The 25745-nt window shown below is 70.7% G+C and carries 28 protein-coding genes and 1 pseudogene; 25 read left to right on the forward strand and 4 right to left on the reverse strand.

Annotation, left to right across the window (positions count from 1 at the left end; translation table 11 throughout):
* Positions 1–111 precede the first annotated feature (111 nt).
* On the forward strand, positions 112–1695 hold the full coding sequence (locus OG570_RS26470) for a molybdopterin-dependent oxidoreductase (protein ID WP_326951950.1): 1584 nt from the start codon (positions 112–114) through the stop codon (positions 1693–1695).
* A 110-nt stretch (positions 1696–1805) separates the two neighbouring features.
* Positions 1806–2474, forward strand: a complete 669-nt coding sequence (locus tag OG570_RS26475; protein ID WP_326951951.1) for a fasciclin domain-containing protein — start codon at positions 1806–1808, stop codon at positions 2472–2474.
* Between the two features lie 40 nt (positions 2475–2514).
* Here the strand turns inward: OG570_RS26475 and OG570_RS26480 are convergent, their stop codons facing one another.
* The gene (locus OG570_RS26480) at positions 2515–3645 is read right to left on the reverse strand and encodes a HoxN/HupN/NixA family nickel/cobalt transporter (RefSeq protein ID WP_326951952.1); all 1131 of its coding nucleotides are present in this window, start codon (positions 3643–3645) and stop codon (positions 2515–2517) included.
* Between the two features lie 246 nt (positions 3646–3891).
* On the opposite strand from OG570_RS26480, the gene OG570_RS26485 reads away from it, so the two are divergent.
* From OG570_RS26485 to OG570_RS26500, 4 genes are all read left to right on the forward strand, one after another.
* Complete coding sequence (locus tag OG570_RS26485) at positions 3892–5505, forward strand: DUF4331 domain-containing protein (protein WP_326951953.1); 1614 nt, start codon at positions 3892–3894, stop codon at positions 5503–5505.
* A gap of 64 nt (positions 5506–5569) precedes the next feature.
* Positions 5570–6883 (forward strand): tetratricopeptide repeat protein, encoded by a 1314-nt coding sequence (locus OG570_RS26490; protein ID WP_326951954.1) that lies wholly within the window; start codon positions 5570–5572, stop codon positions 6881–6883.
* Positions 6880–8379: a nickel/cobalt transporter gene (locus OG570_RS26495; RefSeq protein WP_326951955.1), complete on the forward strand. Its 1500-nt coding sequence runs from the start codon at positions 6880–6882 to the stop codon at positions 8377–8379. Before OG570_RS26490 ends, OG570_RS26495 begins: the two co-directional genes overlap by 4 nt.
* Positions 8376–8705: a hypothetical protein gene (locus tag OG570_RS26500; RefSeq protein WP_326951956.1), complete on the forward strand. Its 330-nt coding sequence runs from the start codon at positions 8376–8378 to the stop codon at positions 8703–8705. The genes OG570_RS26495 and OG570_RS26500 overlap by 4 nt, the downstream gene beginning before the upstream one ends.
* 6 nt (positions 8706–8711) lie before the next feature.
* On the opposite strand, the gene OG570_RS26505 is transcribed toward OG570_RS26500, so the two are convergent.
* Entirely contained in the window at positions 8712–9242 is a 531-nt protein-coding gene (locus OG570_RS26505; RefSeq protein WP_326951957.1) for a sigma-70 family RNA polymerase sigma factor, read from the reverse strand.
* Positions 9243–9800: 558 nt separating this feature from the next.
* Between OG570_RS26505 and OG570_RS26510 the strand changes: the two genes are divergently transcribed.
* The 14 genes from OG570_RS26510 (at position 9801) to OG570_RS26570 (ending at position 21203) form a co-directional block, all read left to right on the forward strand.
* Complete coding sequence (locus OG570_RS26510; protein WP_326951958.1) at positions 9801–10415, forward strand: ferritin-like domain-containing protein; 615 nt, start codon at positions 9801–9803, stop codon at positions 10413–10415.
* Positions 10416–10442: 27 nt separating this feature from the next.
* Entirely contained in the window at positions 10443–11201 is a 759-nt protein-coding gene (locus tag OG570_RS26515) for a ferritin-like domain-containing protein (protein WP_326951959.1), read from the forward strand.
* Positions 11194–11886 carry a class F sortase gene (locus tag OG570_RS26520; protein ID WP_326951960.1) on the forward strand — a complete coding sequence of 231 codons (693 nt, stop codon included), beginning with the start codon at positions 11194–11196 and terminating at the stop codon, positions 11884–11886. Before OG570_RS26515 ends, OG570_RS26520 begins: the two co-directional genes overlap by 8 nt.
* A gap of 172 nt (positions 11887–12058) precedes the next feature.
* Complete coding sequence (locus OG570_RS26525) at positions 12059–12481, forward strand: YkvA family protein (RefSeq protein ID WP_326951961.1); 423 nt, start codon at positions 12059–12061, stop codon at positions 12479–12481.
* Positions 12482–12615: 134 nt separating this feature from the next.
* Positions 12616–13509 (forward strand): pyrroloquinoline quinone biosynthesis protein PqqB, encoded by an 894-nt coding sequence (gene pqqB / locus OG570_RS26530; RefSeq protein ID WP_326951962.1) that lies wholly within the window; start codon positions 12616–12618, stop codon positions 13507–13509.
* Positions 13506–14210, forward strand: a complete 705-nt coding sequence (pqqC, locus tag OG570_RS26535; RefSeq protein ID WP_326951963.1) for a pyrroloquinoline-quinone synthase PqqC — start codon at positions 13506–13508, stop codon at positions 14208–14210. Before pqqB ends, pqqC begins: the two co-directional genes overlap by 4 nt.
* Complete coding sequence (gene pqqD, locus OG570_RS26540; protein WP_326951964.1) at positions 14210–14485, forward strand: pyrroloquinoline quinone biosynthesis peptide chaperone PqqD; 276 nt, start codon at positions 14210–14212, stop codon at positions 14483–14485. The genes pqqC and pqqD overlap by 1 nt, the downstream gene beginning before the upstream one ends.
* On the forward strand, positions 14482–15582 hold the full coding sequence (pqqE, locus tag OG570_RS26545) for a pyrroloquinoline quinone biosynthesis protein PqqE (protein ID WP_326951965.1): 1101 nt from the start codon (positions 14482–14484) through the stop codon (positions 15580–15582). Before pqqD ends, pqqE begins: the two co-directional genes overlap by 4 nt.
* A gap of 122 nt (positions 15583–15704) precedes the next feature.
* On the forward strand, positions 15705–15779 hold the full coding sequence (gene pqqA / locus OG570_RS48330) for a pyrroloquinoline quinone precursor peptide PqqA (protein WP_442788329.1): 75 nt from the start codon (positions 15705–15707) through the stop codon (positions 15777–15779).
* Positions 15780–15859: 80 nt separating this feature from the next.
* Entirely contained in the window at positions 15860–16408 is a 549-nt protein-coding gene (locus OG570_RS26550) for a manganese efflux pump MntP (RefSeq protein WP_326951966.1), read from the forward strand.
* 17 nt (positions 16409–16425) lie between these two features.
* Entirely contained in the window at positions 16426–18645 is a 2220-nt protein-coding gene (gene katG / locus OG570_RS26555; RefSeq protein ID WP_326951967.1) for a catalase/peroxidase HPI, read from the forward strand.
* Between the two features lie 137 nt (positions 18646–18782).
* On the forward strand, positions 18783–19238 hold the full coding sequence (locus tag OG570_RS26560; protein WP_326951303.1) for an MSMEG_3727 family PQQ-associated protein: 456 nt from the start codon (positions 18783–18785) through the stop codon (positions 19236–19238).
* A gap of 16 nt (positions 19239–19254) precedes the next feature.
* Positions 19255–20937, forward strand: a complete 1683-nt coding sequence (locus OG570_RS26565) for a PQQ-dependent dehydrogenase, methanol/ethanol family (protein ID WP_326951968.1) — start codon at positions 19255–19257, stop codon at positions 20935–20937.
* 71 nt (positions 20938–21008) lie between these two features.
* A complete protein-coding gene (locus OG570_RS26570; RefSeq protein WP_326951969.1) occupies positions 21009–21203 on the forward strand; it encodes a recombination activating protein 1 in 195 nt (64 codons plus the stop codon).
* A gap of 10 nt (positions 21204–21213) precedes the next feature.
* Here OG570_RS26570 and OG570_RS26575 read toward each other — a convergent pair whose 3' ends face one another.
* The gene (locus OG570_RS26575) at positions 21214–22608 is read right to left on the reverse strand and encodes a DNA-binding protein (RefSeq protein ID WP_326951970.1); all 1395 of its coding nucleotides are present in this window, start codon (positions 22606–22608) and stop codon (positions 21214–21216) included.
* 319 nt (positions 22609–22927) lie between these two features.
* On the opposite strand from OG570_RS26575, the gene OG570_RS26580 reads away from it, so the two are divergent.
* Genes OG570_RS26580 through OG570_RS26590 form a run of 3 tightly spaced genes read left to right on the forward strand, consistent with a single transcriptional unit; the run spans position 22928 to position 24610 of the window.
* Positions 22928–24187 (forward strand): DNA-binding protein, encoded by a 1260-nt coding sequence (locus OG570_RS26580; RefSeq protein ID WP_326951971.1) that lies wholly within the window; start codon positions 22928–22930, stop codon positions 24185–24187.
* On the forward strand, positions 24112–24363 hold the full coding sequence (locus tag OG570_RS26585; RefSeq protein ID WP_326960163.1) for a LytTR family DNA-binding domain-containing protein: 252 nt from the start codon (positions 24112–24114) through the stop codon (positions 24361–24363). The genes OG570_RS26580 and OG570_RS26585 overlap by 76 nt, the downstream gene beginning before the upstream one ends.
* 49 nt (positions 24364–24412) lie before the next feature.
* Positions 24413–24610, forward strand: coding sequence for a hypothetical protein (locus OG570_RS26590; RefSeq protein WP_326951973.1), 198 nt, complete (start codon positions 24413–24415; stop codon positions 24608–24610).
* Between the two features lie 166 nt (positions 24611–24776).
* Here the strand turns inward: OG570_RS26590 and OG570_RS48335 are convergent.
* Positions 24777–25028, reverse strand: a pseudogene (locus tag OG570_RS48335) (hypothetical protein); the annotation flags it as partial.
* Between the two features lie 40 nt (positions 25029–25068).
* Between OG570_RS48335 and OG570_RS26595 the strand changes: the two are divergent.
* Together OG570_RS26595 and OG570_RS26600 are read left to right on the forward strand one after the other, a co-directional pair.
* On the forward strand, positions 25069–25212 hold the full coding sequence (locus tag OG570_RS26595) for a hypothetical protein (protein WP_326951297.1): 144 nt from the start codon (positions 25069–25071) through the stop codon (positions 25210–25212).
* Positions 25213–25244: 32 nt separating this feature from the next.
* Positions 25245–25724, forward strand: coding sequence for a pyridoxamine 5'-phosphate oxidase family protein (locus OG570_RS26600; protein WP_326951296.1), 480 nt, complete (start codon positions 25245–25247; stop codon positions 25722–25724).
* Positions 25725–25745 lie beyond the last annotated feature (21 nt).

Raw genomic sequence — 25745 nt, forward strand, 5'->3', positions numbered from 1 at the left:
GCGTATTGGTCGTTGTTTCAGCTGAGCTGCGGGCGCACCTTTCGGGTGATCGTGGGTGTCGGGAAGGTCACGGCACCAATACGCTGGGCGGGTCAGAGCCGAACGCTGGGTATGACCGCAACGGAACTGGCTCGCCCCGAGACACCCGCACCACCGGGGAAGACGCGGCTGCGGTTTTTCGCGGCCGCTTTCACCGGCGTCCTCGCCCTGGCCGCCGCGCTGGCGGTCGGGCACCTGGTCGCGGGGTTCATCAGCATCAACGCCTCGCCCTACCTGGCGGTGGGCAACGGCGCCATCGACCTCACGCCGATCGAGCTGAAGGACTTCGCCGTCCGCACGTTCGGCACTTACGACAAGCTCGTGCTGCTGGGCAGCATGGCCGTGGTCATGCTGGGGGTTGCGGCGCTCGCGGGTGTCCTTTCGCGACGGTCGCCGGTGCCGGGCACCGTGCTCATCGCCGTGTTCGGCCTGGTCGGCGCGTTCGCCGTCTACCAGCGCCCGGACCTGAGCGCGGTCGCGCTGCTGGCCCCGGTCGCCAGCCTGATCGCCGGCGTCGCGGTTTTCCTTCTCTTGCACCGGATCGCGCCGCGCGTGTGGCGCGACCCGGAGACGGACGAGAAGACCGGCACGTCCCGGCGGCGGTTCCTGATCGGCGGCGCGGGTGTCGTCGTGGGTGCCGGCGCGGCCGGTCTCGGCGGGCAGCTGATCAGCTCGTCCCGTGACGCCACCGCGTCCCGTGAGGCGGTCGGCAAGCTCGTCCCGGCGCGGACGGCGCCGATGATCCCGGCGGACGCCGACTTCGCCAAGCTGGGCACGCCGCCGTTCCTGACGCCGAACGACAAGTTCTACCGCGTGGACACGGCGTTGTCCGTGCCGCAGGTGCGGACCGAGGACTGGAGCCTGCGGCTGCACGGCATGGTCGGCCGCGAAATCCGTTACAGCTACAACGACATCCGCAACCGGCCGCTGGTCGAGCGCACCGTCACCATGACGTGCGTGTCCAACGAGGTCGGCGGGGACTACGTGTCGACGTCGAACTTCATCGGCGTCGACCTGGCCGACCTGTTGCAGGAAGCCGGCGTGGAACCCGGCGCCGAGCAGCTGTTCTGCACCAGCGTCGACGGCTGGACGTCGGGCACGCCGGTCGCGGCGGCCCAGGACCGCGGCCGCGGCGCGATGCTCGCCATCGGGATGAACGGCGAGCCGCTCCCGCTGGAACACGGTTTCCCCGCGCGGCTCGTCACACCCGGCCTGTTCGGCTACGTGTCGGCGACGAAGTGGGTCGTGGACATCGAGGTCACGACGTGGGCCGCGCGTCAGGCCTACTGGCTCAAGCGCGGCTGGAGCAAGGAAGCGCCGATCAAGACGGAGTCACGGTTCGACTCGCACCGCGGGTTCGCCAGCGTCCCCAAGGGAAAGACGCGCGTCGCGGGGGTCGCCTGGGCGCAGCACACCGGGATCGAGAAGGTCGAGGTGCGCGTGGACCAGGGCCCGTGGCAGCAGACCACGCTGTCGCAGGAGGTCAACCTCAACACCTGGCGGATGTGGTGGACCGAGGTCGACCTGCCCGCCGGGGTGCACCAGGTGTTCTGCCGCGCCACCGACAAGTCCGGCTACACGCAGACCGACATGCGCGCGGGCACCGTTCCCGACGGCGCGACCGGCTGGCACAACGTCACGTTCACGGCCGCCTGAGAAAAACTTCCCCGAAACCAATCCGGTTCCCCGGGGGTTCCGAATCACCAGCAACAAGACGGAAACCGCTGAAGTTCCGTTTCCACCGCGTAATCCTCTGGAGTGAATTCATGAGCAAGCTTCGTATTGCCGGAATCGGTCTCACCGCGGCTGCCGCCCTGGCCCTGACCGCGTGCAGCGGCAGCGACACCGCGTCGTCGGGCAGCTCCAGCGCCCCGGCCCCGTCGTCCTCGATGGCCGCCCCCACGACCAGCGCGGCCGCCGCCGCCGACGGCATGACCACCAACGCCGACGTCTTCGGCCCCGCCTGCTCCCAGCTGCCGCAGGGTTCCGCGCCGGGTTCGCTGGACTCGATGGGCCCGCAGCCGGTCGCGTCGGCCGCGTCGACGAACCCGCTGCTGACCAAGCTGGTCGCCGCGGTCAAGGCCACCAACCTGGTCGACACCCTCAACAGCGCCCCCGCCATCACGGTGTTCGCCCCGGCCGACCCGGCTTTCGCGGCGTTGGGTGACGCGAAGTTCAACGAGCTGGCGGGCAAGCCGGCCGAGCTGTCGCCGATCCTGCAGTACCACGTCGTCGGCAAGCGTTACGACGCCAAGGGCCTCGCGTCCGCCGGCACCCTCGACTCGCTCAACGCCGCCGGTGGGCCGCTGAAGATCGAGGGCACCGGGGACAACATGACCGTCAACGGCGCGAAGATCCTCTGTGGCAACATCCCCACCAAGAACGCCACCGTCTTCGTCATCGACAAGGTGCTGACCCCCGGCACCAACAAGTAAGCTTCTTCGTCCGGTCGTCGCCGTAGCCGAATCTCCATGGCTACGGCGACGACCGGTTTTCCGCGTTCGGCGGCAGCACCGGGGAAGCGGGCGGGCTCCACTTCTCTTCGATGCGGCCGAAGTGCCAGACGGCGAGGGCGGCCAGCCAGGTGACGACGAAGAGCCCGACGATCAGGAAGCCGATGTGGTCGAGGTCCACGTGGGCGACGACGGCGACCGGACCGGTGATGCCCAGCTTGTCCACGAGCAGGGACAGCAGCTCGATCGTGCCGACGATCAGGGCGACCGCCACCGAGAGTGCCGTGATCACGAGGTTGTAGAAGATCTTGCGGACGGGCCGCGCGAACGCCCAGGCGTAGGCGAAGTTCATGAAGCACCCGTCGATCGCGTCGAACAGGGTCATGCCGGCCGCGAACAGCACCGGCAGCACCAGGATCGCGTACCAGGGCAGCGAAAACGCGGCCGCGCCCGCGGCGAGCACCAGCAGGCCGATCTCGGTGGCCGTGTCGAAGCCGAGTCCGAAGAGGACACCCACGGGGTAGCTGTGCCACGGCTTGCGCACCGCTTTGGTGACGCCGCCGAGGATCCGGTTCAGGAACCCCCTCTTGTCCAGCTGCTGCTCCAGCTCCGCCTCGTCGAAGTCGCCGCGTCGCATGCTCCGGAAGACGCGGAGGATCCCGCCCAGCACCACGAGGTTCAGGATCGCGATCACGTACAGGAACACCCCGGAGACCGACGTGCCGATCAGGCCGGTCGTCCGGTGCAGGGCGGATCCGTCGTCGCCCACCTGGCCGGCGAGCGCGCGAACCCCGAGTGAAAGCAGCAGGCACAGCAGGAAAACGACGGTCGAATGGCCGAGGGAAAACCAGAAACCGACCGACAACGGCCGTTTTCCGTCGGCGATCAGTTTGCGGGTGGTGTTGTCGATCGCGGCGATGTGGTCGGCGTCGAACGCGTGCCGCATGCCGAGCGTGAACGCCGTGACCCCCAGCCCCAGGCCGAACACCCCGGACGTCCCGAGTGCGTAGTGGCGTGGTGCGACGACCAGGCCGAGCACGCCCCAGCCGGCGAGGTTGAGCGCCAGGATGACCGCGGCCATGCCCGCGATCGACGCGCGGTCGCGGCGGGACAGGGCGCGCCGGATGGTGGTGTTCTTCGGGATCGCGCTCATCGCCGCCTCGAGTTCGGGGGACTTCGGGGGACACGGTGGAGCAGGGAATATCGGTGACACTAGACAGATGAACAGGTCGAAAGCAACGGCCGGAATGTTCACCTGTTCGGGAGTGAACCGGACCACACACGGCTCCGAATGGGATCGTGCTTGCCCGGAAAAACGGGCCCGGAGGCTGTTTCCGCATCGGGCGGGAACGACCCGGAACGGCACCGGCGACGGTGCCGTCGGTGAAAGGTCTGCTGCATGCCAGTACTGCTCCCGTCCCGCCGGACCCGGCGTGTGGGCCTCTCCCTGCTCGCGGTGGGGAGTGTGGTGCTCACGAGCGCGCTGATCGGCCTGGGCACCGATCTCGCCGCCGCGTCGAGCCACCGCGAGGCGCCGCTCATCGCCGGGGACCCGCCGGTCGACAACACCGACGTCTACGCCTTCGTCAGCCCGGACAAGCCGGACGCCGTCACGCTGGTCGCCAACTGGTACCCGTTCGAGGAACCCAACGGCGGCCCGAACTTCTACCCCTGGGCCACCGACGCCCACTACGACATCAACATCGACAGCGACGGCGACGCCAAGCCGGACCTGACCTACCGGTGGACGTTCAAGACCGACGACCGCCGCGGCAAGTCGACGTTCCTCTACGACAACGGCCCGGTCACCTCGCTCGACGACCCGAACCTGTTGTTCCGTCAGAGCTACGACCTCGACGTCATCGACAAGTACGGCCGCTCGAAGAACGTCGTGCACGCCGGCAAGACCGCGCCGTCGAACACCGGTGCGGCGTCGATGCCGAACTACGGCGCACTGCGCGATCAGGCCGTGACGAACCTGCCCGGCGGCGGCAAGAGCTTCGCCGGGCAGGCCGACGACGCCTTCTTCCTCGACCTGCGCGTCTTCGACCTGCTCTACGGCGGCAACCTGTCCGAGGTCGGCCAGGACACCCTGCGCGGTTACAACGTCAACACCATCGCCCTGCAGGTGCCGAAGTCCGCGCTCGCGTTGAACGGCAACGCGGCCCGCAACCCGGTGATCGGCGTGTGGAGCGACACCGAACGGCAGTCGCTGAGCATCAAGACGCCGGGCAAGAACACCCAGGCCGGCCCGTACGTCCAGGTCTCGCGCCTGGGCAACCCGCTGGTCAACGAGGTCGTCGTGCCCGCCGGGCTCAAGGACAAGTTCAACGCGCTCACCCCGGACCAGGACCACAACGTCCCGGAGCTGGTCGACCGCGTGACCTCGCCCGAGGTGCCCAAGCTGATCCAGGCCATCTACGGGCTCCCGGCCCCCGCGACCCCGCGCAACGACCTGGCCGAGATCTTCCTGACCGGCGTCACCACCAAGGCCGGTGGCCCGATCAAGGCGGACCTCAACTCGCAGCTGAACAACGCCGACGTCAACGCCAAGAAGTTCACGCCGTCGGAGATGCTGCGGCTCAACACCGCGGTGCCGGTCGCGGCGAACCCGAACCGGCTCGGCGTCCTCGCCGGTGACCTGCAGGGCTTCCCGAACGGCCGCCGGCTCACCGACGACGTCGTCGACATCGAGGTCCAGGCGCTCGAAGGGGCCGCGCAGACCGGCGTCATCGTCCCGGCACTGGCGACCGGGGACAAGGTGAACGCCAACGACGTGCCGTTCGGGAGCGCCTTCCCGTACGTCGCGCTGCCGCACAACTCCGCGGTGAACGCGGGCGGTGGCGGCGGAGGCGGGGCCGTCGGTGGAGGTGCCACGTCCGGAGGAGCCGCCGGTCCCGCTGCCGGCACCCCGTTCCCGGTCAAGCCCGCGCTCGGCGGCCTGGCCGCCGCGGTGCTGCTGGGGTCCGGCGTGTGGTTGCTGCGCCGCCGTCCCGGTACCGCGGTCGAATAAGTCCACCGACGCCGGTGGCGGGTGCCCGGCACCCGCCACCGGCGTCCGGCCGTGAGGTCCCCGAATGTCCGAACGCTCCACCCGGTCACGCCGGATCCTCGCCGTCGCCGTCCTGGTCGCCGGCGCGGTGGTGCTCGTCGCCAGCGTGTCGGCCGGTCAGTCCACGCCCGCCGCGGGACCGGCGCCGGTTCCCGTCGCGCAGGACACGCTCGCCCACAGCATCGGCGTCGCCCAGGACAAGCTGCGCCGGACACCGCAGGACCCGCTCACCTGGGCCCAGCTGGGCAGCGCCTACGTCGAGCAGGCCCGGATCACCGCCGACCCCGCCTACTACCCGAAAGCCCAGGGTGCGCTGGAGAAGTCCCTGCGGCAGCAGCCCGACGGCAACGGCCCGGCGCTGATCGGGATGGGCGCGCTCGCCAACGCCCGCCACGATTTCGCCGCCGGCAAGACCTGGGGTGAACGCGCGGAAGCCGCGTTGCCCGACACCGCCGAGTCCTACGGCGTGCTCGCCGACGCGCTGACCCAGCTCGGCGACGCCGGCGCGGCCACCGACGCGATCCAGCGGATGCTCGACCACAAGCCCGGCGTGTCCTCCTTCACCCGCGCCTCCTACGACCTCGAGCTGCACGGCCGGGTCGACGACGCCCGGGCGGCCCTGCAACGCGCGGTCGCCGACGCCACCAGCCCCAGCGACGTCGCCTTCTGCCGCTACTACCTCGGCGAACTCGCGTTCAACTCCGGCGACCTCGACGCCGCCGCGGCCGAGTACGACCAGGGGCTGGCCGTCGACGCGCGGAACGTCTCGCTGCTGGAGGGCCAGGCCAAGGTCGCCGCCGCGCGCGGCCGGGTCGACGACGCTCTTGCGGGCTACCGCGACATCGTCGCCCGGGTGCCGCTGCCGCAGTACCTGCAGGAGTACACCGACCTGCTCGTCGCGGCCGGCCGCGGGCCCGAGGCCGAGCAGCAGTTCGCGGTGCTCGACAGCCAGCAGCGGCTCTTCGCCGCGGCCGGGGTCACCGACGACCTCACCGCGTCCGCCGTCGCCGCGAGCCGCGGCGACAACGCCGGCGCGCTGGCGCACGCGCAGGCCGAATGGGGGCGCCGGCAGAACGTGCTCGTCGCCGACGCCCTCGGCTGGGCCCTGCACCTCAACGGCCGCGACGCCGAGGCGTCGACCTACCTCGACCGCGCCGCCTCGCTCGGCGGGCGCACCGCGACGTTCGCGTACCACCGGGGCATGACGCTCACGGCGCTGGGCCGCAACGCCGACGCCGTCGCCGCGCTGTCGGACGCGCTCGGCACCAACCCGTACTTCTCCCCGCTCGGCGCCCCGGACGCGCGCCGGACGCTCGACCGGCTCAAGGCGGCGCGATGAAACGGCTCGTGGCCGTCCTGTTCGGGCTGCTGGCGCTCGCACTCCTCACCGCGCCGGCCGCGGCCGCGCACCCGCTCGGGAACTTCACCGTCAACCACTACGACGGGCTGACGCTGCACCCGGGCACGCTCGACCTGCTGTCCGTTGTGGACAGTGCGGAGATCCCGACGGTCCAGGACAAGCCGGCCGTGGACACCGACCACGACGGCGTGGTCAGCGCCGCGGAGGCCGCCGCCAGGGCCGCCGTCGACTGCGCGGCCCTGCTGTCGGCCACGCCCGTCGCGGTCGACGGCCGGCTCGTGTCGCTGACGCTGAACTCCAGCACCCTGGAGTTCCCGCCGGGCCAGGCCGGGCTCGCGACGAGCAGGCTCACCTGCGCGATGTCCGCGCCCGCTCGGCTGGACCGGGCCGCGACGCTGACGATCCGCGACGGCTTCCGCACCGACCGGATCGGCTGGCGCGAGATGACAGCCGTCGGCGACGGCGTCCGCCTCCCGGCCGACGGGCTGCCGACGTCCAGCGTCAGCAACGAATTGCGCGCCTACCCCGACGACCTGCTGGCCGACCCGCTCGACGTCCGCGAGGCCACCCTGCGCGTCGAACCCGGGGCCGGCGGGGGTGCCGCCGCCGACGTCGCCCCGCACCTCGGGCCGCTGGACGCGGTGGTCGGCACGGTCACCCGGACGTTCACCGACCTGGTCGGCACCGACGACCTGACCCCGGCGGTGGGCGCCCTCGCCGTGCTGCTGTCGCTGCTCCTCGGCGCGTCGCACGCGGCCCTGCCCGGGCACGGCAAGACGCTGATCGCCGCCTACCTGGCCGGGAAACGCGGGTCGACGCGGGACGCGCTGGTCGTCGGCGCGACGGTGACGGTGACCCACACCGCCGGGGTGCTGCTGCTGGGGCTGGTCATCAGCGGGTCGAGCGCGCTCGCGGGGGAGAGCGTGCTGAGCTGGCTCGGGGTGGCGAGCGGGCTGCTGGTGACGGGCATCGGCGCCTGGCTGCTGGTGACGGCGCTGCGCAACCACGCGAAGCAGGTGCAGGAGGAACCGGTCCTGGTCGGTGCCGTCGCCGGAGCGGGAACGCCCGGCCACGGACATGGGCACGGTCACGGACATGGACATGGTCATGGCCACGGCCACGGCCACGGTCATGGGCAGGGCTTCGGGCGCGGGGGACTGATCGGGATGGGGGTCGCCGGGGGACTGGTCCCGAGCCCGTCGGCGCTCGTCGTCCTGCTGGGCGCGGTCGCGCTCGGCCGGACGTGGTTCGGCGTCCTGCTGGTCTTCGGTTACGGGTTCGGCATGGCGGCCACGCTGACCGCCGTCGGCCTGATCCTGGTCCGGCTGCGCGACCGCCTGGAGACGATGCGCCGCATGGACCGGCTGCGCGCCCGGGCCGCCCGGTTGTCCGGCTGGATGCCGGTGCTCACCGCGACACTGGTGCTGGTGGTCGGGCTCGGCCTGGCCGTCCGCGCCGCGACGGGAAACGGATGACGATGCGCGCGATCGCCGCACTGGCCTGCTTGCTCCTGCTCGCCGGGTGTTCGGCCGCCCCGCCCGATCCGGGGCCGGTGTTCGACAACGAGGGCAACCAGCCGGTCGGCTGCATGAAGCACCAGCCGGCCGGTCCGGGCGCCCGCTACCGCGATCCGGCGCAGGTCCGGACCGACGAAACCCTGCCCCTGCTTCGGTATTACACCGCCAACGGGCGGAAGCCCTACTGCGACCGCGCGGCGCCGTCCGACGCCGACCGGGCGTGGGCGGGGGTGTACGTCACCCTGGGTGCCGACCGCGCGAACGTCGCGGGCATCCTGGGCTGACGGCGCTCAACGCGGGATCAGCTCCCGGAGCTTGGCCGCGGCCAGCCGGACGCGCGACTTCACGGTGTTGACCGGAATCCCCAGTGCCGCGGCGATTTCCCGGTAGGCCATCCCGTCGATGTAGGCCCGCGTGAGCAGGATCTGCTGCTCCTTCGGCAGTTTCGCCAGCGCGTCCCGGAGCCGGCGGACCTCGGCCCCGGTGAGCGCCTGTTCGCTGGGATCGGGCTCGGTCGGGATCAACGCCTGGCGGGCGACCAGGTTGTCGCGCTCGCGTGCCGCCTGTGCCGCGCGCACCCGGTCGACGGCCCGCCGCCGCGCGATCATCGTGACCCAGCGGGCGCCGGTGCCCTGCGTGACGTCGAAACGGGCCGCCGTCGCCCAGAGTTCGAGGAACGTCTCCTGGGTGACCTCTTCGGACTGTGCGTGGTCCTGCACCACGCTGTACACGATGTGGAAGACCAGACCGAAGAATTCCCGGTACAACCGGTCGAAGGCGGAACGGTCTCCGCACGCCACCCGCTCGAGCAGTTCTTCCATGGCCGCGATTCCTGTCTCGGCAGTCTGAACGACAGAACGTGAACTCGTTTCGAGCAGCGGGGGCCGGGCTGCCTGTCCATGAAGCGTTCGAGGCATTGGCGCGTCGAGCTTGGTCCGAGCCGGCGGCGCGCGACGCGTGGACGGACCGGTGCTGCGGCTACTGGGCCATCAGAGTGATCCTCGCGAGGATCGGGTCAGGGGATTTCTCACCCTGATCTGCGTTTCGCCGCAGGTGGTGGGGGATGAGCCCGGAGATTCCGCGCGCTCGGGAGGCCGGCCGGGTCGCCTTGCCGGGTGAACCCGATCGGGTGGGCCTCCGAACCATGGTGGTCGGTGGACACCGATCCGAGATCCGGCCGAGGCGGTCCGACCCGGGGTGCGCGGCAGCCGGTGAGGTTGCCGCCGCCCTCGGGTGATCGCCGGTTTCGCTGACTTTCTTCTTTGCTCCGGCCGGATCTCACCAACGAGCCTGCTCGGCTTCGAGCCGGACGCAGCGCGCAGAGAGCGTGGTGTCGAATGCGATCTTTCAGGAACGACAGGGTTTTCGGCGGTAAGCCGGTGCTGGGTATCGCCACCGAGACCGACCGCCGGGCCTTCCTCCGGATGGCGGGTCTGGTCGGGGTCGGCGCGACGCTGGTCGCGGGCGGCCTGGGGTCGGTGGTGACCTCGGCGATCGCCGCGCCGGCCGCCGGCGACGCGGGCGATCTCGAGATCCTCAACTACGCGTTGACACTCGAGTACCTGGAGTCGGACTTCTACACCACGGGGCTGGCGAAGAAACTCGTCAGCGGCCGTGAGCTCGAGCTGATCACCGAGATCGCCGACCACGAGAGCGCGCACGTCACGGCGGTCACGGCGTTGATCAAGCAGCTCGGCGGCACCCCGGTCGCCAAGCCGGCGATCAAGTACCCGGACGAGACGTTCAAGGACAAGGCGGGTTTCCTGAAAGCGGCGTCCACCTTCGAAGAGGTCGGCGTGACGGCGTACCACGGTCAGGTCGGGCTGATCAAGAGCGGTGACGTGCTGGGCGCGGCCGCGTCCATCGCCGGTGTGGAGTCGCGGCACGCGGCCGTGCTGGCCTCGCTCATGGGCGGCGCGCCGTTCCCCGCGCCCATCGAGAAGCAGCGGACGAAGGACGAAGTCCTCGCCATCGTCAAGCCGTTCCTCTCCTGACTTCCCGACCTCGTAAGGAAAGCACTCATGAACAGGCGTGATCTCATCCACGGGCAGGCCACCGACGTCTCGCCCCGGCTGGCACTCGGCGCGCTCGGCAACCGCTGGGCGCTGGCCCAGGCCGGCGACTTCGGCAGCGACCTCGACGTCCTCAACTACGCGTTGACGCTGGAGTACCTGGAATCGGCGTTCTACGTCCAGGGCAACCAGGCCGTCGCCCTTTCCGGGGCGGAAGCCGACTACCTCAAGCAGATCCAGTCCGACGAGGAGTCGCACGTCACGACCCTGACCGCGACGATCAAGAAGCTGGGCGGGACCCCGGTCGAAGCGCCGATGGTGAACTTCGGGGCCGCGTTCGACAACCGCATGAGCTTCCTGACGGCCAGCCACACCTTCGAGAACGTCGGCGTCGGCGCGTACCTCGGTGCGGCGGGCTTCGTCAAGGACAAGACCATCCTGCAGGCCGCGGCGGGCATCTTCGGTGTCGAAGCCCGGCACGCGGCGATCGTCGGGAACCTGCTCGGCCTGCCCGCGAAGGGCGGGGTCTTCATGGGCAACACCGAAACGCCGAAGGACAAGGCCACCGTGCTCGCCGCCGTCGCGCCGTTCCTGGTCGCCGCGCCGACCGTGCCGAAGGGCGCCCCGGCGATGGGGGCGGGCGGAGCGAGCGACGACCAGACCGGCGCCGCCCTCACGGCCACCGGAGCGGTCCTGGTCGCCGGCGCGGCGGCGGTCGCCGTGAGCCGCCACCGCCGTCCCGGCGACGACGAAGAAACCCGTGGCTGACCAGCTTCCCGAGCCCGGCGGGCGTCAATCCGACGCCCGCCGGCGCCGCCGCGCGCTCCTGCCGGCGCTGGCGGTGGTGCTGGCCCTGACCGGCGGCGGCCTGGTCTGGGCCGGCGTCACCCACAAACCCGGCCAGGCCCCCATCGCCGCGGCCGGCAGCGTCCCCGCACCGACCACGACGACCCCGCCGCCCACCACCGGCCGCCCGGCCCCCCGCCCGACGGTGCCGTTGCCCCGGTCGACACCGGTCTCGATCCAGGTGCCCAGCATCGGCGTGGACAGTTCGCTGCTGTCGCTGGGCCTCAACCCCGACCGGACCGTCGAGTCACCCAAGGACTTCAGCAGGGCCGGCTGGTACGACTACGGCCCGACGCCGGGCGAGGCGGGCGCCTCGGTCATCCTGGGCCACATCGACTCCTACCGCGGCCCGGCCGTGTTCTACCGGCTGTCCAAGCTCACGCCGGGGGCCCAGATCAACGTCCGCCGCAGCGACGGCAAAACGGCAACGTTCACGGTCGACGCGCTGAGGCAGTACCCGAAGAGCCGATTCCCGGCCGAGGACGTCTACGGAGCCGTCGAGTACGCGGGTCTACGCCTCGTCACCTGCGGCGGCGAATTCGACCGAGCGGCGCGCAGCTACCTGGACAACATCGTCGCCTACGCACACCTCACGGGCACGAGCTGAGCAGCCCGACGCGAATCGGTACCCGAGGTCGTTCGTCCACACAGGACCGTGACGGATGCCTCGGTGCTGGTGTCACGCCTGGACCAGCCGGATGCCACGGGCGTAACGTGCGCGGAATGGGCGTCGAACCTCGTGGCCGCCCGGCACCCCGGCTCCGCGCCGTCGGCCGGCAGTGACCGGCTCGTTCTGGTGGGACCTGCTGATCGGCGTCGCCATCGCGCTCGTGCTGGCCTGGCTCGCGCTGATCGTCGCGCTCGTCGTCGTCCGGCCGCGGGGCGGTCTCCTGCGCGAGGCGCTGCGGCTGCTGCCCGACGTGCTGCGGCTCATCCGGCGCCTGGCCGCGGACCCCGCCCTGCCCCGCGGCGTCCGGATCCGGCTCGGCCTCCTGCTGGTCTACCTCGCCATGCCGATCGACCTGATCCCCGACTTCATCCCGGTGCTCGGCCACGCCGACGACGCCATCATCGTCACGGCCGTCCTCCGCGGCGTCGTCCGCCGCGCGGGGCTCGACGCCGTGCGCGCCCACTGGCCCGGCACCGACGCCGGCTTCGCCGCGGCGGCCCGCCTGGCCGGAATCCGCACCCCGGCGAACTGAGCGGCCCGGTGCGGTCCGCTCGTGCGGGGACGGTCGCCGTTCGTCCGTGATCCGGTACCGGTCGTTCGCGATCGGTTGCCAGGTCCGGCGCGGGGCGATGAAGGTTGCGGGAGAAAGCCGAGCTCGGGAGGGACATGTTCGTTCACTGTCTCGGAGTCGCGGCGGGCGGCGGATATCCGCAGTGGAACTGCGCGTGCGCCGGCTGCCGGAAGGCCCGTGCCAAGCCCGAAGCCGCGACGACCCACGCCGGGATCGCCGTCTCCGGAACCGGTGAGCGGTGGTTCCTGCTGAACGCGACCCCGGACGTCCACCACCAGATCGCGGCGGATCCCGCGCTGCACCCGGGCCCGGACGTCCGCGAGACACCGGTGGCCGGGGTGCTCTTGACGGACGCGGAGTTCGATCACACGATCGGCCTGCTGGTGCTGCGGGAGGGGCCGACGCTGACGGTCTACGGGACGTCCCCCGTGCTCGAAGCGCTGACCTCGTCCTTCCCGGTCCGGGACCTGCTCAGCGACTACGCGGACCTCTCCTGGTCCCGGCTCGACACCGGCCTGCCCCTGGACCTGGACGACCGGTTGCGCGTGACGGCCTTCCCGACCGGGTCCAAGCCACCTCGCTATGTCGGGCGTCCGTGCGCCTCGGCCGAGTGGGAGGTGGGGTTCCGCCTGGAAGACCGGGTGACGGGCGGAACCGTGGTGTACGCGCCGACGCTGCCCCGGTGGGACGCGGCGTTCGCCGAGCAGGTGGCGTCGGCCGACTGCGTCTTCCTGGACGGCACGTTCTGGACGGACGACGAAATGTCCGGCCAGGGCGCGGGAAACCGGACCGGGCGCTCGATGGGGCACCTGCCCGTCGGTGGCGCCGACGGCTCCGCTCGCGCGCTGGCCGCGCTGCCGGCGAAGCGGAAGATCTACACGCACATCAACAACACGAACCCGATCCTCGACGAAGAGTCCCCGGAGCGACGCCGGCTGACGGACCTGGGCATCGAGGTCGGTCGAGCCGGCCTGGAGGTGGAAGTGTGAACGCCTGGTCCTCGGAAGCGACGGAGGAGTTCGAAGCGCGGCTGCGGTCGATCGGGGAGAAGCGGTACCACCACCTGCACCCGTTCAACGAACGCATGCACGCGGGCTCGCTGACCGAAGAGGAGTTTCGGGGGTGGGTGCGGAACCGCTTCTACTACCAGGTGAACCTGCCGGTGAAGGACGCGTTCATCCTGACCAAGCTCCCCGGCCGGGACGACCGGCGCCGGTGGATCCGGCGCATCATCGACCACGACGGGCGCACGGGGGACGAGGGCGGCCTCGAGAAGTGGGTGCGCCTGGGCGAAGCCGTCGGGTTGACCCGCGAGCAGCTGTTCGACGACGACACGGTGCTGCCCGGCGTGCGCTTCGCCGTGGACGCCTACGTGGACTTCTGCCGCCGGCGGCCGTGGCTGGAGTCCGTGGCGTCGGCGCTGACCGAGCTGTTCGCGCCGGACCTGCTCAGCCGCCGGATCACCGACGTCGAGCATCATTACCCGTGGATCGCGCCGGAAGGCCTGGACTACTTCCGGGCCCGGCTCACCCAGCAGCCGAAGGACATCGCGCACCTGCTCGAACTGGTGCTCAACCACGCGAAGTCCCGGGAGCAGCAGGACGCCTGCGCGCGGGCGCTGGAGTTCAAGTGCGACGTCCTCTGGAGCCTGCTCGACGCCGTGCAGCTCGCGTACGGCAAGCGTTCGTGATGGATGTCGACGACCTGACGGCCACGCCCCGGCTGGCCACCAAAGCGGTGCTCAAGCACGACAGCGTGCGGGACGTGGAGCTGCTCCTGCTGCCCGAGAGGGTGGTGCTCCTGAACAAGTCCGGGGCGGCGATCCTGGGACTCTGCGACGGCAGCCGGACCGTGCGGCAGCTGGTCGAGCGGCTCGAGCACGACTTCGAGGCGACCGATCTCACCAGCGACGTCATGGCGTTCCTCCAGGACGCCAGCGGCCGCGGCTGGGTGGTGGTCAAGTGACCGCACCGCCGCCCTACGGCCTGCTGGCCGAGGTCACCCACCGGTGCCCGCTGCACTGCGTCTACTGCTCGAACCCCCTGGCGCTGCTCGAACGGCAGGACGAGCTCGGCACCGAGCACTGGCTGCGGGTGCTCGGCGAAGCGGCCGGGCTCGGCGTCCTGCAGGTCCACTTTTCGGGCGGGGAACCCCTCGTCCGCGGCGATCTGGAGACGCTGGTCGCCGAGTGCCGCCGCCTCGGCCTGTACACGAACCTGATCACCAGCGGCCTCGGGCTCACCGAGCGCCGCGCGGGATCGCTCGTCGCGGCGGGGCTCAACAGCGCCCAGCTGAGCATCCAGGGTGACGCCGCCGAGGCGACGGACCTGATCGCGGCGAGCAAGCGCTTCGACAAGAAGGAGGCGGCCGCGCGGATCATCCGCGACGCCGGGCTGCCGCTGAACATGAACGTCGTCCTGCACCGGCTGAACCTGGACCGGCTGGACGCGATCATCGACGTCTGCGTGAAGTGGGGCGCCGAACGGCTGGAGCTCGCCAACGCCCAGTACTACGGCTGGGCGCTGCGCAACCGCGAACCGCTGATGCCGAGCAAGGCCCAGCTGGACGAGGCGGTCGGCGTCTACGCCCGCCGGAAGGCCGAGCTGGCGGAGCAGCTGGAACTGCTCTGGATCCTCCCGGACTACTACGAGACCTACCCCAAGCCGTGCATGGGCGGCTGGGCGCGGACGGCACTGACCGTCGCCCCGGACGGCGTCGTCTACCCCTGCCCGGTGGCCGCCGGGATCACGACGATGGAGTTCGCTTCGGTGCGCGACCACGACCTCGCGTGGATCTGGGCGAAGTCGCCCGCTTTCGAAGCGTTCCGGGGCACGGACTGGATGCCCGACCCGTGCCGGAGCTGCCCGCGCAAGGAGCTGGACTTCGGCGGCTGCCGGTGCCAGGCCTTCGCGTTGACCGGCGACGCGGGACGCACCGACCCGGTGTGCCGGCACTCGCCGGACCACCACCTGGTGCAGGACGCCCTGCTCCGGGCCAACCAGAAGGATCCCGGCGGGCGGCTCGTCCACCGCAGGCCGACGGTTCCGGCGCGCGAGCGGTAGTCCCATTCGTGGGCCGCGGAGCGCCGTTCGGCACCGGTTGCCGACCGCTGGTCCAAGATCGGTTGTAGCGCCTCCACCGGATCCCAGATGCTCTTCGATGTCCGCGAAAGAGGAGGAAAAACATGCAGTGGGAAACTCCGGAGTACACGATCGTCGAGGTGTGCGCTGAGGTCACCGGCTACTTCTACCGGGGCTGACAGCAGAGTCCCCGCGTCGGCGTGAGGCCCCGGCTCCCGGGGCCTTGCGCCACCCTGATCACTCTCACGAGGTGGTTCGAGTGACGCTTGAATTCCTTCCGCTGATCGCCCTCGCCTTCGGTCTCAGCCTCGACAACTTCCGCTCGTCGATCGCCATCGGCACCATCCCGTTCGGCTGGCGGCGCGCTCTGCAGGTGGCCCTCGTCTTCGGCGTGTGGGACGCGGTGGGGCCGCTGCTGGGCGGATTCCTCGGTCACTTCCTGGGCGACTTCCTCGGTGACTGGGCCGAGTACATCGGGGCGACCGCGCTCGGGTTGTACGGGGTGTACTTCATCGTCGGGGCGATCCGGCACCCGGAGCCGGAGGACATGGACCACCCCTGGGTGACGCTCTTCGGGATGCCGCTTTCGCTGAGCATCGACAACTTCATCGCCGGCACCAGCCTGGGCATCGCCGGGTTCTCCCTGGTGGTCCCGATGCTGGCTTTCGGCGGCATGACCGTGATCATGTCGTTCGCCGGCCTGTACGTGGGGCGGCTGGCCGCCAAGGTCGTCCGGGTCCGATCCGACCTGTTCAGCGGGATCGCGCTGCTCGGCGCGGCGATCCTGCTGCCACTGGCCTTCGGCTGAACCGTGGGTGACACCGGATGCCCGAGAACCCCGACACCCACGTCTACCGCACCTACGACGAGGTCCTGGGCACGACCCGGGCGGCCCGGCGGCGGAACCCACCGGTGGCGAGCGGCGACGCCAACGACTGGTGGCCGCACCGGGTCGACCTGACGGCCCTGCGCCGGCGCCCGCCCGCGGACTTCGGCTACGCCGCGGAATTCGCGACCGTGGACCTCGGCGAACTGGCACGGGACGTCGACGAGGTGCTGACGACGTCCCAGGACTGGTGGCCCGCCGAATTCGGGCACTACGGCCCCCTCGTGCTGCGCATGGCCTGGCACGCCGCGGGGACCTACCGCGTCAGCGACGGCCGAGGCGGCGCCGCTGCCGGCATGCAACGCTTCGCCCCGTTGAACAGCTGGCCGGACAACCGGAACCTGGACAAGGCACGCCGGTTGCTGTGGCCGGTCAAGAAGAAGTACGGCCGCCGGATCTCCTGGGCGGACCTGATGGTCTTCGCCGGCAACCGGGCACTGGAGTCCATGGGCTTCAAGACTTTCGGGTTCGGCGGTGGCCGCACCGAGGTGTGGGAGCCCGACGAGACGTACTGGGGTCCGGAACGCAAGTGGCTGGCCGAAGAGCGCTACAGCGGCCTGCGCGAGCTCGACGAGCCCCTGGCCGCCACCGAGATGGGGCTGATCTACGTCGATCCGCAGGGCCCGGCCACCAACCCGGACCCGCGGCTCGCGGCCCGCGACATCCGGGAGACCTTCCAGCGGATGGGGCTGGGCGACGAGGAAACGGTGGCGCTCATCGCGGGCGGGCACACCTTCGGCAAGACCCACGGCCCGGCGGAGCCGAACGCGGTCTGCGGGCCCGAACCCGAGGCCGCGCCGCTCACCGCGCAGGGCCTGGGCTGGACCGGCCGGCACGGCAGCGGCATCGCGGCGGACACGGTCACCAGCGGGCTGGAGGGGATGTGGACGCGCACACCCGCCCGGTGGGACCACACGTTCTTCGAGACGCTCTTCGCGTACAAGTGGGACGTCGAGCTCAGCCCGGCGGGCCTGTGGCAGTGGATCCCGGCCGACGGCCAGGGCGAGGGCACCGTGCCGGACCCCTTCGACCCGGACGTGAAACACCACCCGGTCATGCTCACCACCGATCTCTCGTTGCAGGAGGACCCGGTCTACGCGGCGATTTCGCGGCGGTTCCTGGAGCACCCGGAACAGTTCGAGGACGCGTTCGCGCGGGCCTGGTTCAAGCTGACCCACCTCGACATGGGCCCGCGCCGGCGGTACCTGGGGGCGCTCGTCCCGGCCGAACCGCTGATCTGGCAGGACCCGGTGCCGGCCGTGGACCACGAGCTCGTGGACGCCGGCGACGTCGCAGTCCTCAAGCGCGAGATCCTCGGCTCCGGCCTGACCACCACCCAGCTCGTGGCGACGGCGTGGGCGTCGGCTTCGACGTACCGCGACAGCGACAAGCGCGGCGGCGCGAACGGCGCGCGGATCCGGCTCGAACCGCAGCGCGGCTGGCCGGTCAACGAACCCGGGCAGCTGAACGTCGTCCTGCCTGTACTGGAAGGGATTCAGGAGCGGTTCAACGCCGCCCAGCCGGGGGACAAACGGATCTCGATGGCCGACCTGATCGTGCTCGGCGGGTGCGCCGCGGTGGAGCACGCCGCCGCGGCCGGTGGCCACGACGCCGGCGTCCCGTTCCGGCCCGGGCGCACCGACGCGACCCAGGAGTGGACCGACGTCGAGTCGTTCGGCGCGTTGCAACCCTGGGCGGACGGCTTCCGGAACCACCTGCGCGACGGCTTCCGGCTGCCACCGGAGCACTTGCTGGTCGACCGGGCGAACCTGCTGACCTTGAGCGCGCCCGAGATGACGGTGCTGCTCGGCGGGCTGCGGGTGCTCGGAGTCACCCACCGGCGTTCTCCGGTGGGCGTGCTGACTTCGGCGCCGGGGTCGTTGACGAACGACTTCTTCGTCAACCTGCTGGACATGGCGACGGTGTGGGCGCCGAAACGGGACGGGGCCGACTGGAGCGCGATCTACGAGGGCCGCGACCGGGACACCGGCGAGGTGAAGTGGACCGCGAGCCGGGTCGACCTCCTCTTCGGTTCGCACTCCGAGCTGAGAGCGCTTTCGGAGGTGTACGCGAGCGACGACGCGGGCGGGAAGTTCGTCCGGGACTTCGCCGCGGCGTGGGTGAAGGTCATGGAACTCGACCGGTTCGACCTGCGGTGAACGGTACCTCTCGGCGGCCGAACGGTGGGCCCCGGCTGTTCTGTGGCAACGGATATCGTGCGGACGTGCCCGGCGGTAGAGTCCGAACGCGTTGCAGGACAACAGAAGTCCGAAGCACCTGTAGGAGGTGAGGTCCGATGACGACTGCCCAGGAACGAGAAGACCTCCTGGTCGAACTCCGCGGACAGAACAAGGCGACCATCGGTGCCGTGCTCGGGTCCGGCACGATCGCCAAGGCGACCGAGCGTGCCGACGGGACGATGGAAGCGACCATCCGGATCCGGGAGGACGCCATGGCGTGGGAACCGGGGGTGCTGATCATGCCGCACTCCGGCGTCCTCGAGCTGACGATCATCAACGACGACAAGAACACCCACGCCTGCTTGCTGCCCAGCAACGGGGACAAGCAGTTCATCGGCCTGCTGAACCACTCGAAGGGCAGCGCGACCCTCGAACTGGACGGTCCCGGCTGCTACTGGTACGGCTCGCCGGCCGGCAACGACGAGGGCCGGGGCCTGACCGCCGCCATCGTCGTGACCGGCGAAGTGCCGCCGGAGGCCAAGCTCGACCGACCCGCCCAGCCGCGGCCGTAGAAAGGCAGGAACCACCATGACGATCGAATACCTCGACGCCGGCAAGGCGATCGACCACGGCAAGCTGTCCAACCTGCCGCACCGCGCGCCGGACGTGACGCGCGGCCTCGGCTACGAGCGCATCCTCCAGGCGCGCAGCGAATCACACAACTGGATCACCTACTACGGCGACTACGACGGCAAGCGGCACAGCCTGCTCGAGGAGATCGACGCCGGGAACGTCAAGGACCTGAAGGTCGCCTGGATCTTCCAGGCGGGGGCGAGCGGAATGATCGCCTCGACGTCGACCTACGCGTTCGAGGCCTGCCCGCTGGTCGTCGACGGCGTCATGTTCGTCACCGGCTGGGACGGCTGGCTCTGGGCGCTCGACGCGAAGAGCGGCGAACAGCTGTGGCGCTACAAGCACGCGATCCCGATCGACGTGACCCTGTGCTGCGCCAACGTCAACCGCGGCTGCGCGGTGGCGAGCGGCAAGGTCTACATGGTGACCCAGAACGCCCAGCTGGTCGCGCTCGACGCCACCACCGGGCGGAAGATCTGGCAGAAGCCCATCGGTGACGTGCGGGCCGGCGAGAGCGCCACGATCGCCCCGCTGGTCATCAAGGACACCCTCATCACCGGGTCCTCCGGCGGCGAGTACGGCGTCCGCGGCCACATCGACTGCTGGGACCTCGAGACCGGCGAGCGGCGCTGGCGCACCTACACCGTGCCGAAGCCGGGTGAGCCCGGCTCGGAGACCTGGCCCGCCGACGGCGAGGCCTGGCAGCGCGGCGGCGCGAACCACTGGGTCACCGGAAGCTTCGACCCGGAGCTGAACCTCTACTACGCGGGCACCGGGAACCCGGCTCCCGACTTCGACGGCGAGGTCCGTGAGGGGGACAACCTCTACACCGACAGCGTGGTCGCGCTGGACGTCGACACGGGTGAGATCAAGTGGCACTACCAGTTCACCCCGCACGACCTGTGGGACTACGACTCCACGATGGAGATGACCCTGTTCGAGCGGGACGGCAAGAAGCTGCTGGCCCACTTCGACAAGAACGGGTACATGTTCGTCCTCGACCGCACCAACGGCGAGCTGCAGCACGTCACGCCGTTCGTCGACCGGATCGACTGGGGGGTCATCACCCGCGACGGCAAGGTGACCGCGCGGAAGTACCCGGACAAGGAAGGCGAGCCCTGCCACTTCTTCCCCGGCCCCGCCGGCGCGAAGGAGTGGACGCACGCGTCGTACAACCCGGACCACGACCTGTTCTACGTCCCGGTGGCCGACGTGGGCGCCACCGCCACCCGGCGGCGTCGCGAGTTCAAGGAGGGCATGCCCTACTGGGGCGCCGCCGTCGAGGTCGACATCGACGACATGGCCGGCTCGGTCAGCGCGTTCGACTCCCACGGTGAAGAGAAGTGGCGTCACCGGCTCGACAGCATGCCGATGGCCGCGTCGACCCTCAGCACCGCGGGGAACGTCGTGTTCGCCGGCACGCCCGCGGGCGATTTCCTGGCGCTGCACGCGGAAACGGGGGAGAAGCTCTGGAGCTTCCAGTGCGGCTGCGGTCACCACAGCAGCCCGAGCACCTACAGCGTCGAGGGCAAGCAGTACATCGCGGTGCCGGTCGGCTGGGGTGGCTGGCTCGAGGGCATCGTCCCCGGCATGTCCGGTCAGGGACACGGTGCCGCGTTGATCGTCTTCGCCCTGTGACGGGAAACCACCGCTGACGTGGCCGGGCCATCGCCACGGCGACGGCCCGGCCACGGGACCGAGGTGATGTGATGGACCAGCCGTCGATACCCGGAGGTGTGCGGTTGCCGTGCCTGTACTGCGGCGAGCGCTACGGGCCCGGCGACGTCGCGCGGCACACCGAGCCGGTGCGCTGCGGGCGCTGCATCACGTGCGTCGACAAGCCCGCGTGCTTCGACTGCCGCCTGATGTACTGCGTCTGTGACGTGCACCGGTACCGCGGCTGACGAGCGCCGGTCAGATCTCCAGCGCCCGGCGCACGGTCGGGGCGTTCCGCCGGGAAACCGGCACCATGGTCTGGGCGTCGTCGTCCATGACCAGGAACAGCTCGCCCTTGTGCCGGCGCTCGACCTCCCGGATCCGGCTGAGGTTCACCACGTACTGGCGGTGCACCCGGAGGAACCCGGAATCGGTCAGCTCGGCTTCGAGCCGGTCGAGGCCCGGCGAGGCGGAGCGCAGCAGTCCCTGGTCGGTGGACAGCCAGACGTCGTTGCCGTCCGACTGGGCGAAGGAGACTTCGGGCAGCCACAGCAGGACCATCCGGTTCTCGCGGGTCGCGACCATCCGGTGCGGCTGCACGTGCGGCGGCACGTCCTCCTTCGCCCGGGGCAACGGATCCCCTTCGGCCACGCCGAACGAAACGACGTTGCCGACCAGGTGCCCGGACAGGAAGACCGGCTGGAAGCTGATCGACGTCGGTTCGCTGGCCAGCCGGGTGGCGATCTGCGTCGAACCGGCCCAGTCGGGATTGCGCACCGCCTGCGCGGCGGCGTACTTGGCGGCCCGGATGAACTCCGGCAGCTCCGGTTTCCACCGCACCGCGGGATCGGGCGCCGGTGTGGAGCCCGGGATGCCGAGGAGCACGCCCGCCGTGTCGTCGGCGAGCACGACCCGGCCCGCGGCGTCCACGGCCGCGAGCGCCGCGCTCGAGCCCGACCTGACGTGGCCGAAGGCGGCCATCAGCTCGGCGCCGTCGTCCTTGGCGCGCCGGCGCAGGATGCGCTGGGTCATCGTGGCGGCGTTGCTGAGCCAGGCTCCCACCGTGCCGGGCAGGTCGCCGCGCCAGCACGAGATGTTGAGCACCGCGACCGGTTCCCGGGTCACCACGTCCCGGATCGCCACCCCGGCGCAGGTCCAGTCGTGGAACGCCCGGCACCAGTGCTCGGCGCCGCGGATCAGCACCGGGGCGTAGGACATGAGCGCGGTACCCATGCCGTTCGTCCCGGTGGCGCCCTCGGACCAGCAGAACCACCGGGCCAGGTTGGCTTCGGCGGCGACGTCCTGCGTGGCCTGGTCACCCCATTGGGCCAGCACCCGGCCGGTGCCGTCGGTGATGGTCACGATGCCGCCGAGGGTGCCGACCTCGTGGGCCAGCGAGGCGGCGCGGAAGCCGAGCTCGGCGAACACGACGTCGTGCTCCAGTGCGTGGCCGACCTCCGCGACGGCCGCCGGGGCCTCGGTCAGGCCCGGGTCGACCCGGTACTGGTCCCGGCACCGGTGCCAGGAAATCGCTATCTCGGGCCGCACCCCGCTGAGGTCGTCCCCGCCCCGCGCGAACCGTTCCCACGCCTGGAACACCGACGCGCCACCACGGCTGCGGGAGCTCGGGTCGAGCTGGCGTACCTGTGCCATGCGGAGACCGCCTTTGGTCTGTCGGGCCCGGGCGCGGCGATTGGCCTTCGTAGCAAGCTAAACCGGGCATCGGAGCGAGGGCAAGCCGCGCGTGATGACTGCGGGCGAACGTCCCACGAACGGTGGTGCGGCGATGACGGGCGGCGGCCATTCACCCACCGGCGGTCGGGACGGCGGTTGGCCACCAGCCGGGCATATGCTCGGAGCCTGCCCGGAATTCTTCGTCAGCCCACCCGTCCGGCCGGGTAGTTCTACAGCGAAGTGGCCGAACGGCGTGGACAAGTCGTGAGACCTTTCGCCCGGCGACAAGGAGGTCGCGATGACCGGGAGAGTGCCGCCACTGGTGATCGCACCGAGCCGGCCCGGGTCCGCCGGCTCCCTGATGGCCACCTCGTCGGCGAAGGAAGTGGCCCGCGCGTGGGAGGACTTCGCCGGGGGCGAAAACATCGAAACGGGCGTCCGGCCCGAGATCCTCGCCTCGTGGTACCGGTGCCGGGATCGCTACGACGTGGACCGCGCGCTGGACGTCGCGCCGGAGGCCCGGGGCGACGAGGGCCGGCGGAGCGACACCGGCGTGATCTTCACCGCGCTCGGCGGCCTCGGTGCGCTGGCCGGCCGGGAAGTGGAGCGTGACGGCGCCGTCGTCACCGTGACGGACGGGGACGGGCGCGTCCTCGGCGCCTGGGGCGACCCCACCGCGCAGCGGCGCGCCGAACTGCACAACCTCGCGCCGTGGTCGTCGTGGTCGGAGGAGTGCACCGGCACGAACGGGATGGGGACGTCGCTCGAGGTGTCCGGTCCGGTGACCGTGACGGGGCCGGAACACTGGTGCGAAGCGTTCCACCAGTGGGCGTGCGCGGGCACCTCCATCCGCGACGTGGTGACCGGCGCGCCGGTCGCGTCGATCAACATCTCGCGGTGGAACGCGTCGCTGTCCGAGCGCGTGCCGCCGTGGCTGACGCAAGCGGCCGCGTTCGTGGAACAGGAGATCTACCGGCGCGCCATCTACGAAGCCGACAAGGTCGTCGCCGAGTTCACCAGGAAGTGCGCGCACGCCGGTGGTTCGTTCCTGGCGGTGGATCGCGGGGGAAACGTGCTCGCCGCGAACGCATCGGCCGTCGCGATGCTCGGGCTGACCGGCGAAGCCCGCATCGTCACGGGGGTGACCGAACCGGCGCGGCGGTGGACCCCGGACATCACGGGACTGCCGGAAGTGCTGCGGTGGGCGAAGGACCGGGCGCGGGGAAGCGCCGAGTGGAGCGGCCACGCCCGGCTGCCGGTGCGTCCCGGTGAAGAGCCCACGCCGGTGACCATGCGGTCCGTCGTCGACGCGAACCACGTGGTGGGCATGCTGTGCGCGTTCGGGGTGCAGGAGGGGGAGGCCTACGAGGGGGCGCCGACGACGTCGTCGGACCGCTGCCCCGGTGCGTCATCGGGATGCGCAACGACCGGCTGGTCCTGCTGGCCCCGTCGGAGATCCGCTACGCCGAGGCCCAGCGGAACATCGTCTGGCTGGTCACGGAACGGGGCCGGATCCAGGCCGCGACCCGCGGCCTGGACAACGTCGAGCGGTCCCTGACGTCCTACGGATTCCGCCGGGCGCACCGCCGTTTCCTGGTGAACCTGCGCCGGGTGGCGGAAGTGGAGCGGGGCATCAAGGGAGAGCTGTTCCTGATCATGGACTCCCGGACCCACGAGCTGGTCCCCGTTTCCCGGCGCCACGCCCCGGACCTGCGGCGCATGCTGGGAGTGTGACCAGCGGGAAAGCGCTTCCAGTACCACGAGACGACGAGGTGCCGTCCCCATGGCCGCTAGAGGATGGTTCCAGCGGGAGCACAACGCGGATGCCCCGGAGCTGCCCGAACTCCGGCGCCTGACCGCACGCGAGTGGCTGCGCGGACGCCTGACGGACCACGGGCGTGCGAAAGCCGCCTGCAACGCACTGTGCGAGCACGACGAGAAGACGGCGCCGTGCTGGATCTGTTCCGTGCGGTACTGGTGAACCCCCGGCCCACGGCACGGGAGACAGCGCTTCCACCGCCGGTGCCGGCGAGTTCCGTGTGCTCGGTGGCCACCAGGCCTGCGCCCGGAAGACTTATCTGTACTCCGGTCGGGGTCGAGTTGTCGCCAGAACATGACCTGCTTCCCGCCGCAGTCGGCGATGGCTCGTTGGGGAGCACGTTCAGCCCGATCAGCTCCTCGCGGATCCGCTCCGCCCACGCCGTGTGGCCGGCCTTCTCGAGCCGCTCCACCGCGTCGCCGAAGAGGAGGTCGGCCCAGCCCGTCTGCTGGTGGAACGCGTAGAGGTGCCCCCGCGCGCGTTCGATCGTCTCGAGGGCCTCGGTCACCTTGCCCACGGCACGAGTCGTGCTGCCACCCTGCTCGCTTTCTGCCCGGCGTGGCGGTGGGTGCCAAGGCACGGTGGATGAGTAAACCGGCCGAAAACGGGAAGACCCAACCATGGCTCACGACTTCAAGAAGGGCGATCGGGTCCGCTGGGACGCGGGCAACGAGAGTTCGACGGACGCCCCGCAGTTCCTGGTCCGGAGCGAGAAGACCGGGCGCACCGCCGTCCACCGGCCGGACGCTGTCCACCCGGCCTGACCACGCGACATCGTCGAGAGAGCGGAGCGGACATGAGTGCCGAAGACAACCAGATCGTCACCGATATCGCGAAGAAGGTCGGTACGGCGATGATCACCACCCATCAGGCCGACGGCAAGCTGGTGAGCAGGCCGATGACCGGTCAGCGGGTGGAGTTCGACGGGTCGGCGTGGTTCTTTGTCGCGAGAAGCGCCGACATGGTGGCCGAGGTCGCTCGCGACAGCCGGGTCAACGTCGGTTACGCCGGTTCCGGTTCGTGGCTGTCGCTCAGCGGTGCCGCGTCTGTGGTGGACGACGTCGCCCGGAAGAAGGCGCTGTGGAACGAGTTCGTCGAGGCGTGGTTCCCGGGTGGTCCGGAGGACGCGGACGTCGTGCTGCTCAAGGTGGACGCGCAGTCGGCGGAGTACTGGACGACCCCCGGCGGCAAACCGCGGGCGTTGTTCGAGATGGCCAAGGCGCGGGTCACCGGGTCGGCTCCTGACCCCGGCAGCAACGAAACCGTCGATCTGTAGGATTCAAGCGAGGAAAGCCGT

Source organism: Amycolatopsis sp. NBC_01286 (genome assembly GCF_035982555.1).
Classification (GTDB): Bacteria; Actinomycetota; Actinomycetes; order Mycobacteriales; family Pseudonocardiaceae; genus Amycolatopsis.

Coding starts and splice junctions, on each gene's coding strand:
- OG570_RS26600 (WP_326951296.1), top strand. CDS start 25,245: ATGAGTGCCGAAGACAACCAGATCGTCACCGATATCGCGAAGAAGGTC.
- pqqB (WP_326951962.1), top strand. CDS start 12,616: ATGTTCGTTCACTGTCTCGGAGTCGCGGCGGGCGGCGGATATCCGCAG.
- OG570_RS26485 (WP_326951953.1), top strand. CDS start 3,892: ATGCCAGTACTGCTCCCGTCCCGCCGGACCCGGCGTGTGGGCCTCTCC.
- OG570_RS26490 (WP_326951954.1), top strand. CDS start 5,570: ATGTCCGAACGCTCCACCCGGTCACGCCGGATCCTCGCCGTCGCCGTC.
- OG570_RS26475 (WP_326951951.1), top strand. CDS start 1,806: ATGAGCAAGCTTCGTATTGCCGGAATCGGTCTCACCGCGGCTGCCGCC.
- OG570_RS26500 (WP_326951956.1), top strand. CDS start 8,376: ATGACGATGCGCGCGATCGCCGCACTGGCCTGCTTGCTCCTGCTCGCC.
- OG570_RS26575 (WP_326951970.1), bottom strand. CDS start 22,608: ATGGCACAGGTACGCCAGCTCGACCCGAGCTCCCGCAGCCGTGGTGGC.
- OG570_RS26560 (WP_326951303.1), top strand. CDS start 18,783: ATGACGACTGCCCAGGAACGAGAAGACCTCCTGGTCGAACTCCGCGGA.
- katG (WP_326951967.1), top strand. CDS start 16,426: ATGCCCGAGAACCCCGACACCCACGTCTACCGCACCTACGACGAGGTC.
- OG570_RS26480 (WP_326951952.1), bottom strand. CDS start 3,645: ATGAGCGCGATCCCGAAGAACACCACCATCCGGCGCGCCCTGTCCCGC.
- OG570_RS26505 (WP_326951957.1), bottom strand. CDS start 9,242: ATGGAAGAACTGCTCGAGCGGGTGGCGTGCGGAGACCGTTCCGCCTTC.
- OG570_RS26570 (WP_326951969.1), top strand. CDS start 21,009: ATGGACCAGCCGTCGATACCCGGAGGTGTGCGGTTGCCGTGCCTGTAC.
- OG570_RS26565 (WP_326951968.1), top strand. CDS start 19,255: ATGACGATCGAATACCTCGACGCCGGCAAGGCGATCGACCACGGCAAG.
- OG570_RS26515 (WP_326951959.1), top strand. CDS start 10,443: ATGAACAGGCGTGATCTCATCCACGGGCAGGCCACCGACGTCTCGCCC.
- OG570_RS26590 (WP_326951973.1), top strand. CDS start 24,413: ATGGCCGCTAGAGGATGGTTCCAGCGGGAGCACAACGCGGATGCCCCG.
- pqqD (WP_326951964.1), top strand. CDS start 14,210: ATGGATGTCGACGACCTGACGGCCACGCCCCGGCTGGCCACCAAAGCG.
- OG570_RS26495 (WP_326951955.1), top strand. CDS start 6,880: ATGAAACGGCTCGTGGCCGTCCTGTTCGGGCTGCTGGCGCTCGCACTC.
- OG570_RS26470 (WP_326951950.1), top strand. CDS start 112: ATGACCGCAACGGAACTGGCTCGCCCCGAGACACCCGCACCACCGGGG.
- OG570_RS26580 (WP_326951971.1), top strand. CDS start 22,928: ATGACCGGGAGAGTGCCGCCACTGGTGATCGCACCGAGCCGGCCCGGG.
- OG570_RS26595 (WP_326951297.1), top strand. CDS start 25,069: ATGGCTCACGACTTCAAGAAGGGCGATCGGGTCCGCTGGGACGCGGGC.